The organism is Citrobacter sp. Cpo012 (assembly GCF_030333015.1).
Taxonomy (GTDB): Bacteria; Pseudomonadota; Gammaproteobacteria; order Enterobacterales; family Enterobacteriaceae; genus Citrobacter; species Citrobacter portucalensis.
The window spans coordinates 154,685-174,428 of record NZ_JAOWGR010000041.1; the positions used below are offsets into that span (position 1 = coordinate 154,685).

Genomic DNA, 19,744 nt, shown 5'->3' on the forward strand with positions numbered 1-19,744 from the left:
TAGCAGGTATGTTGCAGGCAAAAAACCGTGCCCGGCAATCCATTTACCGGGCAAATTTCACAAGTGAGCTTTATGTAAAACGCAGCGGGTCCACGCTCAACGTATCGTCTTCGCTTATTCAGACACCAAATCCTGCGCGCATGCCCAGGCGCTCGACCATGCCCACTGGAAGTTATAGCCTCCCAACCAGCCGGTGACGTCCATCACTTCGCCGATAAAGTAGAGCCCTGGCACTTTGCGGGCTTCCATCGTGCGCGATGACAGCTCGTTGGTATCAACGCCGCCCAACGTGACTTCAGCGGTACGATACCCTTCCGTACCGTTCGGCTGCACCCGCCACTCGGTCAGCGTTTCAACCAGCGTCTGTTGATCGCGCACGTTAAGCTGCTTCAGAGACACGTCAGGAATTTGCCCTAACTGCTGCAGGCATTCCACCAGACGCTTTGGCAACTGCATTGCTAAGGTGTTCTTTAAGCTCTGGTTAGGGTGTGCGCTACGTTGTTCGTCGAGGAAGCTCGCAAGGTCAACATCCGGCAACAAATTAATGCTGACAAATTCGCCTGGCTGCCAAAAACTGGAAATCTGCAAAACAGCTGGGCCCGAAAGTCCTCGGTGTGTAAAGAGCAGATTTTCGCGAAATACGGTGCCATCCTCGGCAGTGATAACGGAGGAGACCGACACGCCAGAGAGCACCTGAAGCTGCTCCAGCAGTGGCTTATGCAATGTAAAGGGCACCAGTCCCGCGCGCGTTGGCAACACCTTCAGTCCGAACTGTTCGGCAATTTTATAACCAAAAGGCGTTGCCCCCAGACCCGGCATCGAAAGCCCACCGGAAGCGATAACCAGTTTTTTCGTGCCGACCGTCATGCCGTTCAGTTCGAGGGTGAAACCTTCATCATCCTGCACCACGCTCAGGACTTCGCTCCGTAACCGCATAGTTACGTTACCTTTTTCACACTCGTCTACCAGCATATCGACAATTTGCTGAGCGGAATCATCGCAGAACAGCTGACCCAGCGTTTTTTCGTGCCAGGCAATACCGTGTTTGCCCACCAGGTCGATAAAATCCCACTGCGTATAGCGTGCCAGTGCCGATTTGCAAAAATGGGGGTTTTGGCTCAAATAGGCGGCCGGTTCGACATAAAGATTGGTAAAGTTGCAGCGTCCCCCGCCAGACATGAGAATCTTGCGTCCTGGCTTTTTACCATTATCAATAAGCAGTACTCGACTACCTGCTTGTCCTGCCTGCGCGGCACAAAACATACCCGCTGCGCCAGCGCCTATAATAACGGTATCAAACCTTTCCACGTTGCGATCCTCTCTAAAAAGCGGGTGTGAATTGTAAAGATTCCTCAGTGGTCGCACCAGCACCAAACTACCGATAAAGGGTATTTAACTGAAATATATAGGATAATTCTTTAGTGGTGTAAAACAAAGCAGGAGACAAATCAAAAAAACTCTATATTTCACTTTGCCCGCGCCGCCAAAGTCACTGATAATGCGCCGCGTTCATGTCCTCAAAATGGCGTAACGTCCTATGCTACATTTGTTTGCTGGCCTGGATTTACATACCGGGCTTTTACTATTGCTTGCTCTGGCTTTTGTGCTGTTCTACGAAGCAATTAACGGCTTCCATGACACAGCCAATGCTGTCGCAACCGTGATCTATACCCGTGCAATGCGTTCGCAATTGGCGGTGGTCATGGCTGCGTTGTTCAACTTCTTTGGTGTTTTGCTGGGTGGTCTCAGCGTGGCGTATGCCATCGTGCATATGCTACCAACGGATCTGCTGCTTAATATGGGATCGTCACATGGCCTTGCCATGGTGTTCTCCATGCTGCTGGCGGCAATTATCTGGAACCTGGGTACCTGGTACTTTGGTTTACCTGCATCCAGCTCCCACACGCTGATTGGCGCCATTATCGGTATTGGTTTAACCAATGCACTGATGACCGGCACCTCGGTGGTGGACGCACTTAACATTCCGAAAGTTATCGGTATTTTTGCTTCGCTTATCATCTCGCCAATTGTTGGTCTGGTGGTTGCAGGCGGTCTTATTTTCATTCTGCGTCGTTACTGGAGCGGTACAAAAAAACGTGCCCGTATCCACCTGACGCCAGCAGAACGTGAAAAGAAAGATGGCAAGAAAAAGCCGCCGTTCTGGACCCGTATCGCACTGATCCTCTCCGCTATCGGCGTAGCGTTCTCTCATGGCGCTAACGACGGGCAGAAAGGCATTGGTCTGGTGATGCTGGTGCTGATTGGCGTAGCGCCTGCAGGCTTCGTGGTGAATATGAATGCTTCCGGTTACGAGATTACCCGTACCCGTGATGCAATCAATAACGTCGAAGTCTTCTTCCAGCAGCGCCCTGACCTGCTTAAACAGGCCACAGGCGTAGACCAGCTGATTCCGTCCCCGACGGACGCGGCACCCGCGACGACGACAGAGTTCCATTGCCACCCGGCGAATACCATCAACGCGCTGGAACGTGCGAAAGGTATGCTGGCGAACCTGGAAACCTACGACAAATTAAGCGTCGAACAGCGTGGTCAACTGCGCCGTATTATGCTGTGCATCTCTGATACCACCGATAAAGTGGTTAAGCTGCCTGGCGTAAGCGCTGACGATCAGCGTCTGCTGAAAAAACTGAAAGCTGACATGCTGAGCACCATTGAGTACGCGCCTATCTGGATCATTATGGCCGTCGCATTGGCGCTGGGTATTGGTACGATGATTGGCTGGCGTCGCGTTGCCACCACCATCGGCGAGAAAATCGGTAAGAAAGGCATGACTTATGCCCAGGGGATGTCGGCTCAGATGACCGCCGCAGTCTCTATCGGTCTCGCCAGCTACACCGGTATGCCCGTTTCCACCACCCACGTTCTCTCCTCTTCCGTTGCGGGGACGATGGTTGTTGATGGCGGCGGATTGCAGCGTAAAACGGTAACCAGCATTCTGATGGCCTGGGTCTTCACCCTGCCAGCTGCGATTATTCTTTCCGGGGTGCTGTACTGGCTCTCCCTGAAGCTTATCTAAGCGAATGCACGGTAAAAAAGCGGGTCAGGAAGCTGACCCGCTTTTTTTGTATCTGTTGTTGGCATCAGTGCCAGATAATCAGCGCAACCATGCTGATTAGCACCAGGCCGCATAGCGCGCTGGTGAGAATGAACTGACCGCGAACCCGCTCACAGCGGCGAATAAATTCATCATCATGATGATCGCGGTAACGCTGAGCGTAGATATACCACACCAGACGCATCTGCTTGTTCGGTTGCCCATGCGAGGTAAAAAAGCCCCCTCCATCTACATACTGGTAAAGTAATGGATCGCAACCACGAAGTACCACTAACAGTGCGCGTAGCGAAGAAAAATAGCGCGCCATATTAACAATGCAAACGACACATAAAGCCCAGAATAATGCAATGGTGCTTATCATACCTCCTCCCCGGCGACCCGCCCACGGAACTCCTTTCCGGGACTACCGCTCCCCGATACCCTGCCAAACCATTCAATGAAGAGTGCAGCCGAAACCGTTCGTGTTAGTATCACGCATCCGAACGCCTCTTTAGATAGTGTAGGAGATTAGTTAATTTTTTTGCCATAAGGTTAATCGCTATCAATGCAATTAACTAAAAAATTTGTTTAACTATTTGGCAAGCAAGGCGGATTGACGGATTATCCTGGTCGCTATAATGTAAGGATAGTCCTTATATGGTACGTTTTTACGACTGGGCTAGCCCCGCGCACAAGGTTCGCAGGACGCGGATGACGCGGCGGCATATAACGCCAGCAGGCTAGTCATCGACAACTTATGGAAGGAGTAACACTATGGCTTATAAACACATTCTTATCGCGGTTGATCTTTCTCCGGAAAGCAAAGTTCTGGTTGAAAAAGCGGTTTCTATGGCGCGACCTTACAATGCTAAAGTCTCCCTTATCCACGTTGACGTAAACTATTCCGACCTGTACACCGGGCTCATCGACGTGAATCTGGGCGACATGCAGAAACGCATTTCTGAAGAAACCCACCACGCGTTAACCGAGCTGTCCACCAATGCAGGCTACCCTATCACCGAAACCCTGAGCGGTAGCGGCGACCTGGGTCAGGTTCTGGTTGATGCCATCAAAAAATACGACATGGATCTGGTCGTCTGTGGTCACCACCAGGATTTCTGGAGCAAACTGATGTCCTCCGCGCGCCAACTGATCAACACCGTCCACGTCGACATGTTGATTGTTCCGCTGCGTGACGACGAAGAAGCATAAAATGCTTGCCGCCGGAAGTTAACCCGGCCCACTGCAAGTCGTTAAGCCTGTAAACGCCCGCCTTCGCGGGCGTTTTTGTTTTTATCATTCGGTCACAATTAGTACATCAATCCAACAAACAAATCATAATTAGTGTGATCAACTAATTGGATCGAAAACTATCTCTATAATACTCTACCCTTGCGGCCAATAACCGCAGTCTATAAAAAAATAAGACTTTTTCGGCGCGTTTAAGCATACGCGTTCATACTTTTCGGGATGGCTTTGAAAGGCGATGGAATATGAATAAAACTGCACCTACGGGCTTGCTGCAGCAACCTCGTCCGTTCTTCATGATCTTCTTTGTGGAATTATGGGAACGATTTGGCTATTACGGCGTACAGGGCATCCTGGCGGTATTTTTTGTTAAGCAGCTCGGATTTTCACAAGAACAGGCATTTGTCACCTTTGGTGCCTTTGCCGCACTGGTTTACGGTCTGATCTCGATCGGCGGCTACGTCGGCGACCATCTGTTAGGCACCAAGCGCACGCTGGTACTCGGTGCCATTGTGCTGGCAATCGGCTACTTCATGACCGGGATGTCGCTGCTTAAGCCGGATCTGATCTTTATTGCTTTGGGTACCATTGCCGTTGGTAACGGGCTATTTAAAGCCAACCCGGCAAGCCTGCTGTCAAAATGTTATCCCCCGAAAGACGCCCGTCTGGACGGTGCTTTCACCCTGTTTTATATGTCGATTAACATCGGTTCGCTACTGTCACTGTCGCTGGCGCCGGTGATTGCCGATAAGTTTGGCTACGCTGTGACTTACAACCTGTGCGGAGCCGGACTAATCGTCGCGCTGTTGGTATACTTTGCCTGCCGCGGAATGGTGAAAAATATCGGCTCTGAGCCAGACCATAAGCCACTGAACTTCCGTAACCTGCTGTACGTGTTGGCCGGTACGGTAGTGATGGTATTTATCTGCGCTTGGCTGATGCACAACGTGCAGATTGCCAACCTGGTGCTGATCGTCCTGTCGATTGCCGTGACCATCATCTTCTTCCGTCAGGCATTCAAACTGGATAAAACCGGGCGCAACAAGATGTTCGTGGCCTTTATCCTGATGCTGGAAGCGGTGGTGTTCTACGTGCTGTACGCGCAGATGCCGACATCGCTAAACTTCTTTGCGATCAATAACGTACACCATGAAATTCTTGGTTTCGCCATCAACCCGGTGAGCTTCCAGGCGCTGAACCCGTTCTGGGTGGTACTGGCGAGTCCGGTACTGGCCGCAATCTATACCCGTCTGGGCAACAAAGGCAAAGATCTGACCATGCCGATGAAATTTACGCTCGGTATGTTCCTGTGCTCATTGGGCTTCCTGACGGCCACCGCTGCCGGGATGTGGTTTGCCGATGCACAGGGGCTGACGTCGCCGTGGTTTATCGTGCTGGTGTATCTGTTCCAGAGCCTGGGTGAACTGCTGATTAGCGCCCTGGGACTGGCTATGGTCGCCGCTCTCGTGCCACAACACCTGATGGGCTTCATTCTTGGGATGTGGTTCCTGACGCAGGCCGCGGCCTTCCTGATGGGGGGTTATGTCGCCACGTTCACCGCCGTACCAGAGAACATCACCGACCCGCTGCAAACGCTGCCTATCTATACCAACGTCTTCAGTAAGATTGGCCTTGTCACCCTGGCCGTAACGGTTGTTATGGCGATTATGGTGCCATGGCTGAACCGCATGATTAATACGCCGAGCACCGAGCAATAACCTTCAGTGCCGGATGGCGGCTATTGCCCCTATCCGGTCTACATTCAACATGCCCGGTCGCCTTGCGCTATCGGGCATTTTCACTCACTACCCTTTACGCGCGTCTATCCACTCCTGCACTTCCACCACAAAAGTGTCCGGCGCTTTACGGTACATTTTGCGCGCCAAGTCCAGAATCGTATGCTGACCGAGCGCTTCTTCCATTCGCTGCTGGGCCATGTCCATTACCGAACGCACGCCACAAATGCCTTCACAGGCCCACTCCGGTGGATGTTCCTCAAATACCGCCAGCCGCTGGCGAATTTCACGACATTCAAAGATGCGCTTATCGCCATCAATAGCATTCACCACATCCAGCACCGTGATGTGTTCAGCGGGTTTAGCTAACTGGAAACCGCCACCTTTGCCTTCAATGCTGCGCACCAGACCCGCTTTGGACAGACGGGTGAAAATTTTTGCCAGATAGTCATACGGTACGCTTTGCAGTTCGGCTATTTCCCGCACGCTCATATCCCGCGCGTCGCCCTTACTGTCGACCATACACATCAGGCTATGAATGCCGTACTCAACTCCCGAACTGTAGAATGCCATTTTCTTATCTCAGCCAAAATGAATCTGAGTTTATTGTAGCTTTTTCATCTCATTCATTCCAGACAGCAAAGTGACCCCTTTTCACAAAACAAATTTAAATACATATTTATCAAACAGATAATCAAGAGACACCACCCTTTAAGGCAAAAAGGAGCTCGATCGCATTGCAATTCACAACTACGACAAATAAAATCCGAGTAAACAATTCGTAGTCACCAGTGAGAAAACCCCAATGCGTAAACAAATTCTGATCGTGGGCGCCGGCTTTGCCGGTATGTGGGCAGCATTAAGCGCCGCACGACTGGCGGATAAACATCAGCAGGCAATTGATATTACAGTAATTGCGCCACAGCCGGAGCTGCGTGTCCGCCCACGCTTTTATGAAAGCGCCGTTCATACGCTGGTCGCACCACTGCAACCGTTGTTTGACGTTACCGGCGTCAACTTCCTGCAAGGTCACGTCGAGCAAATCCTCCCGGACTCTAAAGAGGTGAGCTGGAAAGATGCCAACGGTGACACTCATCTGCGTCGCTATGACCGCCTGGTGCTCGCCAGCGGAAGTCACGTAAACCGCGACGCCGTCGCCGGTGCCGCCGAGCACGCGTTTGACCTCGACCAACTCGAGAGCGCCGCCGTACTGGAGCAGCACATTAATAATCTGGCATTACAACCGGAAAGTGAGGCTCGTAATACCGTGGTGGTCTGTGGTGGTGGTTTCACCGGGATAGAGATGGCGCTGGAATTACCGGGTCGTTTGCGCGAAATATTGGGCGCTGATGCTAAGACCAGAGTTGTCGTAGTTGAACGCGGTGCTCAACCAGGAGGACGCTGGAGCCAGGAATTACGTGACGTGATTATCGAAGCCTCTGCTGAACTAGGCGTCGAGTGGCTGGTCAATGCGGAAGTAGAGTGCGTGGATGCCTCCGGCGTCACGCTGAAAGATGGGCAGGTGATTGCCTCTCAGACGGTTATCTGGACCGTCGGCGTGCAGGCTAATAGCCTGGCAGCACAGATTAACGCCCCGCGCGATCGGCAGGGCCGTCTGCATGTGAATGCCAATCTGCAGGTTGTGGGTCACGATGATATCTACGCCACTGGCGATGTGGCCTATGCCGCCACCGACGACAAAGGCAACCATGCGTTAATGACCTGTCAGCACGCGATTTTGTTGGGTAAATTTGCCGGTAATAACGCCGCGGCGGACCTGTTGGACGTAACGCCATTGCCATATCGTCAGGAAAACTACGTCACCTGCCTGGATCTTGGTGCCTGGGGTGCGGTGTATAGCGAAGGATGGGATCAGCAGGTGAAACTGACGCGCGCAGAAGCGAAGAAGCTGAAGGTGTCGATTGTCAGCGAGCTGATTTACCCACCGAAAGCAGACCGAGCAGTAGCATTTGAGATTGCCGACCCGCTGGCACCGTTTGTTTAATAGGTTATGCCGGATGCGGCTAACGCCTTATCCGGCCTACAAAGACACGCTGTCGTAGGCCTGATAAGCACAGCGCATCAGGCAGCACAGCGCACCAATCCGGATGCGGCTAACGCCTTATCCGGCCTACAAAGACACGCTGCCGTAGGCCTGATAAGCGCAGCACATCAGGCAGCACAGCGCACCAAGCCGGATGCGGCTAACGCCTTATCCGGCCTACAAACCACACGCTGCCGTAGGCCTGATAAGCGCAGCGCATCAGGCAGCACAGCGCACCAAGCCGGATGCGGCAAACGCCTTATCCGGCCTACAAACCACACGCTGCCGTAGGCCTGATAAGCACAGCGCATCAGGCAGCACAGCGCACAGATCTACAAACTATGCTGTCCCAGCGTAGATATCAAACCGATGCCCTTTCGTCACAACCGCGTTCGGCGTGGCGACATCCGCCAGCGGCGGCGCATAGTCTGGGCGCTTCACCACCACACGTTTGGTGGCCAACTGACGCGCAGGCTCCAGCAGCCCATCCGCATCTAAATCCGGCCCCACCAGCGACTGAAACACCCGCATTTCTTTTTTCACCAGCGCGCTTTTCTGCTTATGTGGAAACATCGGATCGAGGTACACCACCTGCGGGCGCGGCGTGATATCGGTTAACGCCGTCAGACTCGACGCATGGATCAGCTGTAAACGTTCCTGCAGCCACGGACCGATTTCCGGGTCGGCATAGCCGCGCGCCAGGCCATCATCAAGCAGCGCCGCCACTACCGGATTACGTTCCAGCATTCGTACGCGGCAGCCTACCGAGGCCAGTACAAACGCATCGCGCCCCAGCCCAGCTGTCGCATCGACCACATCCGGCAGGTAATCGCCTTTAATGCCAACCGCCTTCGCCACCGCTTCACCGCGTCCACCGCCAAATTTGCGCCGATGGGCCATCGCACCGCCCACGAAATCCACGAAGATACCGCCGAGTTTGGGTTCATCACGTTTGCGCAGTTCCAGATGTTCCGGCGTCATCACCAGCGCCATCAGGTTATCTTCATCGTGTTCCAGTCCCCAGCGGGCGGCAAGAACAGATAAGGCGCCGTCTCCGGCGCCTGTTTCATCTACTAAGCAGATTTTCAATTCCGCTTTACCCTAAATAATTCGAGTTGCATCAAGACAACAAGTGAAGGAATCCCTGGGAACGTACAAATAGTACGTGACCAGGGTGAGTGAGCGCAGTTGCCGAAGAGGCAGCTTGAAGTATGACGGGTAAATCAGCCTTTGATCCCGTAATGCTCCAGCATTGCATCCAGCTGTGGCTCGCGGCCACGGAAGCGCTTGAACAGTTCCATCGGCTCTTCAGAACCACCACGGGTGAGGATGTTATCGAGGAACGATTGTCCGGTTTGACGGTTGAAAATCCCTTCATCTTCGAAGCGAGAGAAGGCATCTGCCGCCAGTACGTCTGCCCACAGATAGCTGTAGTAACCCGCTGCGTAGCCACCAGCAAAAATGTGGCTGAAGGCATGCGGGAAGCGGCCCCACGTTGGGCCCGGCACCACGGCGACCTGTTTTTTAATTTCCGCCAGCGTCTCGAGGATTTTAGCCCCTTGCTGCGGGTTAAACTCCGCGTGCAGACGGAAATCAAACAGACCGAACTCCAGTTGACGCAGAATAAACAGCGCTGCCTGGTAGTTTTTCGCCGCCAGCATTTTATCCAGCAGTTCCTTCGGCAGCGGCTCACCGGTCTCAAAGTGACCAGAGATAAACGCCAACGCTTCCGGCTCCCAACACCAGTTCTCCATAAACTGGCTCGGCAGTTCGACCGCATCCCATGGCACACCGTTGATACCGGAAACGCCCGCGGTTTCGACACGGGTCAGCATATGGTGCAGACCGTGGCCGAACTCGTGGAACAGGGTGATCACTTCATCGTGGGTAAACAGCGCAGGTTTACCGTTCACCGGACGGTTAAAGTTACAGGTCAGGTAAGCGACCGGCTTTTGCAATGTGCCGTCTGTCTTGCGCATCTGGCCGACACAGTCGTCCATCCACGCCCCACCGCGTTTATGTTCACGGGCATACAGATCAAGATAGAAGCTGCCGCGCAGCTCGTTGTTTTCGTCGTACAGCTCGAAGAAACGAACTTCCGGATGCCAGACGTCAACATCGGTGCGCTCTTTGGCGGTGATGCCATAAATACGTTTAACCACTTCAAACAGACCGTTAACGGCTTTGTTTTCCGGGAAGTAAGGACGCAGCTGCTCGTCGCTGATGCTGTAGAGGTGCTGTTTTTGTTTCTCGCTGTAGTAAGCGATATCCCACGGCTGTAGCTCATCAACACCAAATTCCGCTTTCGCGAAGGCGCGCAGCTGAGCCAGCTCTTTCTCACCCTGCGGACGGGCACGTTTCGCCAGGTCAGTCAGGAAGTCGAGTACCTGCTGCGGGTTCTCCGCCATTTTGGTAGCCAGAGATTTAAAGGCGTAGCTCTCAAAGCCCAGCAGTTGTGCCAGTTCGTGGCGCAGCGCGAGGATCTCTTCCATTATCGGGCTGTTGTCCCATTTGCCCGCGTTTGGCCCCTGGTCAGATGCGCGCGTGGAGTATGCACGATACATCTCTTCACGCAGCCCCTGGTTATCACAGTAGGTCATCACCGGCAGGTAGCTTGGGATATCCAGGGTTAACAGATAGCCTTCCTGCTCTTTGGCTTCAGCCTGCGCTTTTGCGGCGGCCAGCGCGCTTTCCGGCATCCCGGCAAGTTCCGCTTCGTCGGTCACCAGCTTGGTCCAGCCCATCGTAGCATCGAGGACGTTATTGCTGTACAGGTTGCCGAGCTCAGACAGGCGGGTGGCAATCTCACCATAGCGCTGCTGTTTTTCCTTCGGCAGACCAATACCAGAAAGCTCAAAATCGCGCAGCGCGTTATCAACCGCTTTTTTCTGTGCGGTGTTCAGGGTGGCGTAATGATCGCCATCACGCAGGTCGCGGTACGCTTTGTACAGGCCTTCATGTTGTCCAACCCAGGTACTGTATTCAGACAGCAGCGGCAGCGTTTGTTCGTAGGCTTCACGCAGTTCCGGGCTGTTTTTCACCGAATTCAGGTGGCTAACCGGAGAGAAAATACGCCCCAGCACATCGTCGACTTCCGCCAACGGCTGGCAGAGATTTTCCCAGGTGTACGGCGCGCCCTGCGCAACCACTCGCTCAACATTTTCACGGCAATCGTTCAGCGCCTTAGTGACGGCAGGCACAACGTGCTCTGGCTGAATTTTAGAAAACGGCGGCAGTTCGAAGGGAGTCAGCAATGGATTGGTCATTAGCGCGGTCCTGTTGAAAAGAGTGAATGAAGCGCGTATCCGGCGCTGTGCATATTAATTTGTACAATGGGGTTAAGTGTAGAGGATTTCAATGCTAACCGTGATGGAAAGACGCCCGGTGGCGCTGCTCTTACCGGGCCTGCGGGTAATCTGTGCCGATCTGCTGTAAACTGTGGCAAATCGTCATTTCAGCGGAATTTCATTACCCATGCTCAGTTATCGCCACAGTTATCACGCAGGCAACCACGCCGACGTCCTTAAACACACCGTTCAGAGCCTGATCATTGAATCGCTCAAAGAGAAAGAAAAACCGTTTCTTTATCTGGACACCCATGCTGGTGCTGGCCGTTATCAGCTGAGCAGTGAGCATGCCGAACGCACCGGTGAATACCTGGAAGGGATCGCCCGTATCTGGCAGCAGGACGATTTGCCTGCCGAACTGGAACCCTACATTGGCGTAGTGCAGCACTTCAACCGTAGCGGTCAGCTGCGCTACTACCCGGGCTCTCCGTTAATTGCTCGCCAGCTGCTGCGTGAACAGGACAGTCTGCAATTAACTGAACTGCACCCGAGCGACTTCCCTCTGCTGCGCGGCGAATTCCAGAAAGATGAGCGCGCTCGCGTGGCCAAAGCCGATGGTTATCAGCAGCTGAAAGCAAAATTACCGCCGGTTTCCCGTCGTGGGTTGATCCTTATCGATCCACCCTACGAAATCAAAAGCGACTACCAGGCAGTAGTGACCGGTATTAACGAAGGCTACAAACGTTTCGCGACCGGCACCTATGCGTTGTGGTATCCAGTGGTTCTGCGCCAACAAATCAAGCGCATGATCCACGATCTCGAAGACACCGGCATCCGTAAAATTCTGCAAATTGAGCTGGCAGTACGCCCGGACAGCGATCAGCGCGGCATGACGGCATCCGGCATGATTGTGATTAACCCACCGTGGAAGCTGGAGCAGCAGATGAACAACGTCCTGCCGTGGTTGCACAGCAAACTGGTTCCGACAGGAACCGGGCATACTTCCGTAAGCTGGATAGTGCCGGAGTAATCGCAGCCATCGGTGGAACCTTTTAATATCAGGTATACAATCGCGAATATTTTGGCGGATGGCGTAACGCTTCTCCGCCCTACAATGAACATAAAGGAGCGGTCATGACCAAGCACTATGATTACATCGCTATTGGCGGCGGCAGCGGCGGTATTGCCTCCATTAACCGTGCAGCAATGTACGGTCAAAAATGCGCACTGATTGAAGCCAAAGAGTTAGGCGGCACCTGCGTTAACGTTGGCTGCGTACCGAAGAAAGTGATGTGGCATGCCGCACAGGTCCGCGAAGCGATCCACATGTACGGTCCGGATTACGGTTTCGACACCACCATCAATAAGTTCGACTGGGATAAACTGATCGCCACGCGTACCGCTTATATCGATCGTATTCATACCTCGTACGACAACGTGCTGGGCAAAAATAATGTCGATGTGATCAAAGGCTTTGCGCGCTTCGTTGATGCAAAAACCGTTGAAGTGAATGGTGAAATCATCACTGCCGATCATATTTTGATTGCCACTGGTGGTCGCCCGAGTCGCCCGGCTGTCCCTGGCGCGGAATACGGTATTGATTCTAATGGTTTCTTTGAGCTGCCAGCGTTACCAGAACGCGTGGCTGTTGTTGGTGCAGGCTACATTGCCGTTGAGCTGGCTGGTGTGATTAACGGCCTGGGTGCCCAAACGCACCTGTTCGTACGCAAACACGCGCCGCTGCGTAGCTTTGATCCGATGATCGTCGACACGCTGGTTGAGGTGATGAACGCCGAAGGCCCGACTCTGCATACTCACGCGATTCCAAAAGCGGTTGTTAAAAACGCTGACGGCAGCCTGACCCTGCAACTGGAAGATGGTCGTAGCGAAACGGTAGACTGCCTGATTTGGGCGATTGGTCGTGAGCCAGAAACGGACAACTTCAATCTGGCTGTTACCGGCGTGAAAACCAACGAAAAAGGCTACATCGTCGTTGATAAATTCCAGAACACCAGCGTGCCGGGTATTTATGCCGTCGGCGACAATACCGGTGCCGTTGAGCTGACGCCGGTTGCCGTTGCCGCGGGCCGTCGCCTGTCCGAACGTCTGTTTAACAACAAGCCGGACGAGCATCTGGACTACAACAACATCCCGACCGTGGTCTTCAGCCACCCGCCAATTGGCACCGTGGGCCTGACCGAGCAGCAGGCTCGCGAACAGCACGGCGATGACCAGGTGAAAGTGTATAAATCATCATTTACCGCAATGTATACCGCTGTCACCACACACCGTCAGCCATGCCGCATGAAGCTGGTTTGCGTCGGTCCGGAAGAGAAAATTGTCGGTATTCACGGTATTGGTTTTGGAATGGATGAAATGCTGCAAGGCTTCGCGGTCGCGCTGAAAATGGGCGCAACCAAGAAAGACTTTGATAACACCGTTGCGATTCATCCAACGGCGGCAGAAGAATTCGTTACCATGCGTTAAGCAATAAATAAACCGGATGGTGCTTTGCCATCCGGTTTTCTCTTATTTACCCTGCATATATGGCGTATACACGCCGTTTAAGCTTTCGAGGAACGCCACGATATCGTCGATATCTTCCTGCGGCAGTTCTTTACCCACCTGATAACGCAGCATCAGTTTTACCGCACCATCGAGCGTAGGCACATCACCGCGATGGAAATAAGGCGCAGTCAGCGCAACGTTACGCAAGCCCGGGACTTTTTGACGCAGCTTGTCACGTAATTCATTAGTGACGTTCATGCGGCCAATATCTGCGGCAGTGACCTCACCGAAATTAAAGTCCTTTTTCAACCCCAATGGCTCAAATGAGCGCCCGCCTAAAATAATACCGCCATGACAGGTCGCACACTTATTATCTTTAAACAATTGATAGCCATGTTTCTGCTGAGCAGTTAACGCCGCTTCATCGCCGCGTAGCCATTTATCAAACGGCGAATTTGGCGTAATTAGCGTTTTCTCAAACTCAGCAATCGCATCGGTAATATTATCCCCGCTGAATCCCTGCGGATAAACCGCAATAAACTCCTGCTTCAATTGCGGATCCTTATCCAGTTTTTGGATAATTTCGTCCCAGGATTTAGATGCCATTTCGATAGGGTTCAACGGCGGGCCGCCTGCCTGCGCCTGCAATGTTGGCGCACGACCATCCCAGAATTGTTCAACGTTGAAGACCGAGTTAAACACCGTCGGCGCATTAATCGGGCCAACGGCGCCGCCTACGCCGATCGACGTTTTCCGGCCATCCACGCCGCCTGCATTCAGGGCGTGGCAATGCGCGCAAGAAATTGTGCTGTCGCCTGAAATACGCGGGTCGTGGTAAAGCGTAAAGCCAAGCGCTACTTTGCGGGCATCGGTCGGGATACTTTCTGGTATCGGTTGTACCGGTTCATTACGATGCTGCGCGGCGGTATCGTTACTGGCGTAATACTGCTCACGCTGTTTCGCAATCCAGCCCAGGATCTCGGCTCGCTCCGTATCGCTGACCTTCCCGGCCCAGTGCAGCGCGGTATATCGCGTTGGCGGCATGGTGTCGTACTGCATCACCCATTCAATTTTATTCAGGTCGCTTTGCGAAACGGGTTTATCTGCGACCAGCGCCGCACGAACGGCTTCAAGATTGAATGATTTGTATCCCAGTTGAATATCATAATTCATCAACTGCTTAGCGACAGGAAAAGAAGAATAGAAAGGTAATTCAGCTGAAGGCGTGTGACAATAATCGCATCCTTTTTCGCGTAAAAAACCTAATACCTTATTATTTTCTTCCAGCGTAGAGGCCTGAACATCAGCCTGTTTGCTACGTTGATTATCGTGATACCACACATAACCGGATAATCCAAAATAACAAATCACGATGCCAGCTATGGCAATCGCGGTAAGACGGGTAATGATTTTCATTATTTTACCCTCACCGTTGTGAGTTATTGTGACCCAGAAAAATTAGAATAATTAATGCACAGTCTTTGTCAGACCTGACCATCATAGGAAATAAGGGGATTACTATTTTGATAAGTATCAAGCAATTACATGGAGGAGAACTATCAATAGAATAGCCTGCGCCTATTATAGAGATAAGGCGTTACCTGTCTCTGTTCACACCTCGTTGCAATCGAATGCTCTGAAAATGGAATATATTCAGATCATGCAGAACTTTGAATTATCCATTATTTTCATTGGGATAGTCTGATTCTTTAAATTTTGCTCAGCATTAAAACGTGATCAACCGCACGCTTTACTCACCCGACACCGAAGCGAATGTCTACGCTTAACTGACGACCGGGCAATAGCCTTAATCTTTCAACGTCCATCGGAGGTCTTTCTCATTATGCTCAACCAGAAACTACCCCACGCCCCTTCTGAAGAAATGACGATCGACATCGATCTGCTTTATGAAATGGATCCGTGCGAGTTAAAGCTGGATGAAATGATTGAGGCGGAGCCTGAGCCGGAGATGATTGAAGGACTTCCCGCTTCAGATGCGTTAACCCCTGCCGATCGTTATCTCGAACTGTTCGAACACGTCCAGTCATCCAAACTGTTTGCGGATAGTAAAACCTTCCCAGATTGTGCGCCCAAAATGGACCCGCTCGACATTTTAATTCGCTATCGCAAGGTTAAACGCCATCGGGACTTCGATCTGCGACGCTTCGTCGAGAACCATTTCTGGCTCCCGGAAACGCCCTCCAGCGAATACGTTTCTGACCCGGAAAGTTCGCTGAAAGAACATATCGATCAACTGTGGCCGGTGCTGACGCGCGAGCCGCAGGATCACATTCCCTGGTCCTCGCTGCTGGCGTTACCGCAGTCATACATTGTGCCAGGCGGGCGTTTTAGCGAAACATACTACTGGGATTCCTACTTTACCATGCTGGGTCTGGCAGAGAGCGGCCGCGAAGATTTGCTGAAATGTATGGCAGATAACTTTGCCTGGATGATTGAAAACTATGGTCACATCCCGAACGGCAACCGTACTTACTATCTGAGCCGCTCACAGCCGCCCGTTTTTGCCCTGATGGTGGAGCTGTTTGAAGAAGATGGCGTACGCGGCGCGCGTCGTTACCTTGATCATCTAAAAATGGAGTACGCGTTCTGGATGGATGGCGCCGATTCCCTGGTACTCAACCAGGCCTACCGCCACGTGATCAGAATGTCGGACGGCTCTCTACTTAACCGCTATTGGGACGATCGTGATACGCCGCGCGATGAGTCATGGCTTGAAGACGTCGAGACCGCCAAGCATTCGGGTCGCCCGCCCAATGAAGTGTATCGGGATTTACGCGCGGGCGCGGCTTCTGGCTGGGATTATTCATCGCGCTGGCTGCGCGACGCAGGCCGCCTTGCCAGCATACGCACCACGCAGTTCATCCCAATTGACCTGAACGCATTCCTCTACAAGCTGGAAAGCACTATCGCCAATATTTCCGCGCTGAAAGGTGACAAAGAAACGGAAGAGCTGTTTCGCCAGAAAGCCAGCGATCGTCGTGATGCGGTAAACCGCTATCTCTGGGACGATGAAAACGGCTGCTATCGCGATTACGACTGGCGGCGCGAACAAATGGCCCTGTTCTCTGCCGCCAGTATTGTGCCGCTGTATGTCGGTATGGCAACGCATGAACAAGCCGATCGGCTTGCTAACGCAGTTCGCAGTCGCCTGCTCACGCCCGGTGGCATTTTAGCCACGGAGCATGAAACCGGTGAGCAATGGGATAAACCCAACGGCTGGGCGCCGCTGCAGTGGATGGCGATCCAGGGCTTCAAACTGTACGGTGACGACCATCTCGGGGATGAAATTGCCCGTAACTGGCTGAAAACGGTGAATCTCTTTTATCAGGAACACCACAAACTTATCGAAAAATACCACATAGCCGACGCCGCGCCGCGCGAAGGCGGCGGAGGGGAATATCCGTTGCAGGACGGCTTTGGCTGGACCAATGGCGTGGTGCGCCGACTCATCGGTTTGTATGGCGAACCCTAGCAGCTGACGGTCTGAGTCATCAGGCTTTCAGTTAATCGCATCGTACAGCTCGGCGTGAATTTTCTGCCATTTCTTGTTCTCAGGGCTTGGCTGGGCGCGAACACGCAGCTCGGCCTGCTCAAGATCATATTGCTGACGCGCAACGACCGCAGGCACGGAACAAAAACTTTGCAGATAACTTTTATGCAGCGAAGTGAGCGATGCCCCATTCGACATCGCATGGCTGAGCGTAGTCATAAACTGTCGGCATGGTTTGCTTTCATCCATCTGCGAAGGGTAACGCAGCAGCAGTCTCAACACCTCAGTATTGCCCGCCGAAAACGCCTGCTCCGTCCACGCCAGCTTCCAGTCCATCCCGCCCTGAAGGAACAGTGACGTCACGCGGGTGTCATTGCGATCGATAGCCGCCCGCATGTTAAAGGCATCCCAGGTGATGCCCATTCGGGTCACCGCCTCCCGTGCGCTGGGGGCATCGCGTCGCGGTTCCTCCTGCACAATTTCAACGGATTGTCCGGAAGACGCCTGTGGCGCTGGCGAAGTAAATAACCAGAACGCACCCAGCGAAATCGCCAGCACCATCACGCCGACCGCTACCCACAACATGCCGGAAATCAGCTGTTCACGTTCTTCCGCCGTGCGCTTGGCCCGCTTTTCCGGCGGATCAATACTGTCTGCGATTTCATGCTTATCGCCTCCCGCTTGCTCGTCTTTTTGCTTTGCTGTTTCCCAAAACTGGCGGACCATGGCCTCATCAGATTCCAGATACGACGCAGGATTAATGCGCGTACGCCGTTCTTCAAATGCCCGTTGCACAGGATGAGTTATCTGTCGGTACTGGTAGTCCAGCAACATCAGTTGTACCGACGTCAGCGGCTGCTGCGCGATAACGCAGTTACGAGCCTGGCGACAATCATCCAAAAACATGCGTAGCGTGATACGCGGCTCAACAAATGACATGAGCACCGAAGTATCGTTAAAAATCTGCGTAAAGTGGCGAACGAATAATTTCTTATCGACGACCATCAGCGCCAGCTCGCTAAACATCATACCGTCCAGCGCATCTCGTCCTTCGCCCAACTTTAGCCAGCGACGCAGACGTTCACCACCAAAGTGCTGTTTCAGAAAGCTGTTGAGAGGATGTTGATCCGGCCATACCCGTGCAATCAGAGATTTGAGGGTTAATTCTATTGCGCGAAGTTGACGCTGCGCCCGCATCTGAGCATCCGGCTCCACAGGTGCAATTTCGGTTTGATACTTCAGGATGGGCTGTTGCTGGCGTAATTGTTCCAGAGAAGCCACAAAGCGCAGCGCTGAAATCAGCTGGTTTTCACTGACGTCCTGGCCATTTTCATATTGGGGTACACTCTGTTGAAGATGACGTAGCCGCAGAGTGAACTGGCTCAATTGCGCATCATTCATCTGCAACCGTCTGGCGACAGCCCCCCAGCCGCCCAGATTCAGTCGTGCCTGATCCAGTTGTTCGAGAAACCACCGTGGGTCTTTGCCTTCTGCGGCATGTACGCCTAGCAGCAGTAATATTTCTACCGACGCCTGGCGGATAATCCCCAGACAATGTTCAAAGGGTGTACATGTCGCTTGTAACGCGCTATTGGTCATCATCTTCCCTAAAAGGACCCAAAACGTGCGGCCTCACCATGGTATGTAATTATCTTTTTTAAACGCAACGTTGTGCCGATGTAGACTAGAACACATTCATATAGCAAATAAATAAGTTTTACAGTGACTTCCGCACAATCATTGAAAATTATTCTGGAGATAAGCCTGTGCCTGTACTGCAAACATCACGTCTGCTCTGCCGCCCACTGACAGAAAATGACTGGACGTTCTTCTTAACGCTACAGCAGAACCCAGATGTGATGCGTTTTGTCGCTGACGCACGTACTGAAGAGGAAATACGGACAGCCTTCGACTCCCGCCTGCCTGAATGGTATCCCGGCAGCCCACACTGGCTATGTCTGCTCCTGTGCGATAAGACATCGGGAGCACCGCTTGGCGTGACCGGATACATTCAGGAGAGCAATGAGTGTGCCGAGGTTGGCTTTCTGCTCGCCCCACAGGCGCAGGGTAAAGGGTATGGCGCTGAATCTCTGCATGCCGTGTGTGAATACGCATTTGCCAGCGGCGGTCTGCGGCGACTGACCGCCTGTGTCACCGCAGGAAACGAAGCCTCACGGCGTCTGTTGGAAAAGGTCGGGTTCATTCATGAAGGCACGCTACGCGCAAGCTACTGGCTACATCAAACCTGGCACGATGACTGGATTTTTGGTCTGTTAAAACAAGAATATCAGCCGCCCACGGCATAGGTCGTTTTGCGGTAAATACTGGCTGTCAGGCAACTAGCGTAACGGCGTG

At 52.8% G+C, this 19,744-nt stretch carries 15 protein-coding genes; 8 read left to right on the plus strand and 7 right to left on the minus strand.

Annotation, left to right across the window (positions count from 1 at the left end; genetic code table 11):
- Positions 1-114: 114 nt before the first annotated feature.
- On the minus strand, positions 115-1,308 hold the full coding sequence (locus OGX90_RS16950; protein WP_008786394.1) for a BaiN/RdsA family NAD(P)/FAD-dependent oxidoreductase: 1,194 nt from the start codon (positions 1,306-1,308) through the stop codon (positions 115-117).
- Positions 1,309-1,537: 229 nt separating this feature from the next.
- On the opposite strand from OGX90_RS16950, the gene pitA reads away from it, so the two are divergent.
- Complete coding sequence (pitA, locus tag OGX90_RS16955; RefSeq protein ID WP_003827471.1) at positions 1,538-3,037, plus strand: inorganic phosphate transporter PitA; 1,500 nt, start codon at positions 1,538-1,540, stop codon at positions 3,035-3,037.
- A 64-nt stretch (positions 3,038-3,101) separates the two neighbouring features.
- Here pitA and uspB read toward each other — a convergent pair whose 3' ends face one another.
- Positions 3,102-3,437, minus strand: a complete 336-nt coding sequence (uspB, locus tag OGX90_RS16960) for a universal stress protein UspB (RefSeq protein WP_003023371.1) — start codon at positions 3,435-3,437, stop codon at positions 3,102-3,104.
- A 392-nt stretch (positions 3,438-3,829) separates the two neighbouring features.
- Between uspB and uspA the strand changes: the two genes are divergently transcribed.
- Both uspA and dtpB read left to right on the plus strand, forming a co-directional pair.
- Positions 3,830-4,267, plus strand: coding sequence for a universal stress protein UspA (uspA, locus tag OGX90_RS16965; RefSeq protein WP_003023368.1), 438 nt, complete (start codon positions 3,830-3,832; stop codon positions 4,265-4,267).
- A 281-nt stretch (positions 4,268-4,548) separates the two neighbouring features.
- Entirely contained in the window at positions 4,549-6,021 is a 1,473-nt protein-coding gene (gene dtpB / locus OGX90_RS16970; RefSeq protein ID WP_286624346.1) for a dipeptide/tripeptide permease DtpB, read from the plus strand.
- Positions 6,022-6,108: 87 nt separating this feature from the next.
- On the opposite strand, the gene OGX90_RS16975 is transcribed toward dtpB, so the two are convergent.
- Positions 6,109-6,612 (minus strand): RrF2 family transcriptional regulator, encoded by a 504-nt coding sequence (locus OGX90_RS16975; protein ID WP_003023361.1) that lies wholly within the window; start codon positions 6,610-6,612, stop codon positions 6,109-6,111.
- A gap of 232 nt (positions 6,613-6,844) precedes the next feature.
- Here OGX90_RS16975 and OGX90_RS16980 point away from each other — a divergent pair, with 232 nt between their 5' ends.
- The gene (locus OGX90_RS16980) at positions 6,845-8,044 is read left to right on the plus strand and encodes an NAD(P)/FAD-dependent oxidoreductase (protein WP_128316465.1); all 1,200 of its coding nucleotides are present in this window, start codon (positions 6,845-6,847) and stop codon (positions 8,042-8,044) included.
- Positions 8,045-8,422: 378 nt separating this feature from the next.
- Here OGX90_RS16980 and rsmJ read toward each other — a convergent pair whose 3' ends face one another.
- Together rsmJ and prlC are read right to left on the minus strand one after the other, a co-directional pair.
- Positions 8,423-9,172 (minus strand): 16S rRNA (guanine(1516)-N(2))-methyltransferase RsmJ, encoded by a 750-nt coding sequence (gene rsmJ / locus OGX90_RS16985; RefSeq protein WP_003827462.1) that lies wholly within the window; start codon positions 9,170-9,172, stop codon positions 8,423-8,425.
- Between the two features lie 134 nt (positions 9,173-9,306).
- On the minus strand, positions 9,307-11,349 hold the full coding sequence (prlC, locus tag OGX90_RS16990) for an oligopeptidase A (RefSeq protein ID WP_060682916.1): 2,043 nt from the start codon (positions 11,347-11,349) through the stop codon (positions 9,307-9,309).
- A gap of 208 nt (positions 11,350-11,557) precedes the next feature.
- Between prlC and OGX90_RS16995 the strand changes: the two genes are divergently transcribed.
- Both OGX90_RS16995 and gorA read left to right on the plus strand, forming a co-directional pair.
- Entirely contained in the window at positions 11,558-12,400 is an 843-nt protein-coding gene (locus tag OGX90_RS16995) for a 23S rRNA (adenine(2030)-N(6))-methyltransferase RlmJ (RefSeq protein ID WP_003827459.1), read from the plus strand.
- A 104-nt stretch (positions 12,401-12,504) separates the two neighbouring features.
- Complete coding sequence (gene gorA, locus OGX90_RS17000; protein ID WP_057068834.1) at positions 12,505-13,857, plus strand: glutathione-disulfide reductase; 1,353 nt, start codon at positions 12,505-12,507, stop codon at positions 13,855-13,857.
- 42 nt (positions 13,858-13,899) lie between these two features.
- Here the strand turns inward: gorA and OGX90_RS17005 are convergent, their stop codons facing one another.
- On the minus strand, positions 13,900-15,294 hold the full coding sequence (locus OGX90_RS17005) for a cytochrome-c peroxidase (protein ID WP_008786400.1): 1,395 nt from the start codon (positions 15,292-15,294) through the stop codon (positions 13,900-13,902).
- Between the two features lie 427 nt (positions 15,295-15,721).
- Here OGX90_RS17005 and OGX90_RS17010 point away from each other — a divergent pair, with 427 nt between their 5' ends.
- On the plus strand, positions 15,722-17,371 hold the full coding sequence (locus OGX90_RS17010; protein ID WP_048236973.1) for an alpha,alpha-trehalase: 1,650 nt from the start codon (positions 15,722-15,724) through the stop codon (positions 17,369-17,371).
- Positions 17,372-17,398: 27 nt separating this feature from the next.
- Here the strand turns inward: OGX90_RS17010 and OGX90_RS17015 are convergent, their stop codons facing one another.
- Entirely contained in the window at positions 17,399-18,988 is a 1,590-nt protein-coding gene (locus OGX90_RS17015) for an STY4199 family HEPN domain-containing protein (RefSeq protein ID WP_286624348.1), read from the minus strand.
- 167 nt (positions 18,989-19,155) lie between these two features.
- On the opposite strand from OGX90_RS17015, the gene OGX90_RS17020 reads away from it, so the two are divergent.
- Positions 19,156-19,695, plus strand: a complete 540-nt coding sequence (locus OGX90_RS17020; RefSeq protein ID WP_286624349.1) for a GNAT family N-acetyltransferase — start codon at positions 19,156-19,158, stop codon at positions 19,693-19,695.
- Positions 19,696-19,744: the final 49 nt, after the last annotated feature.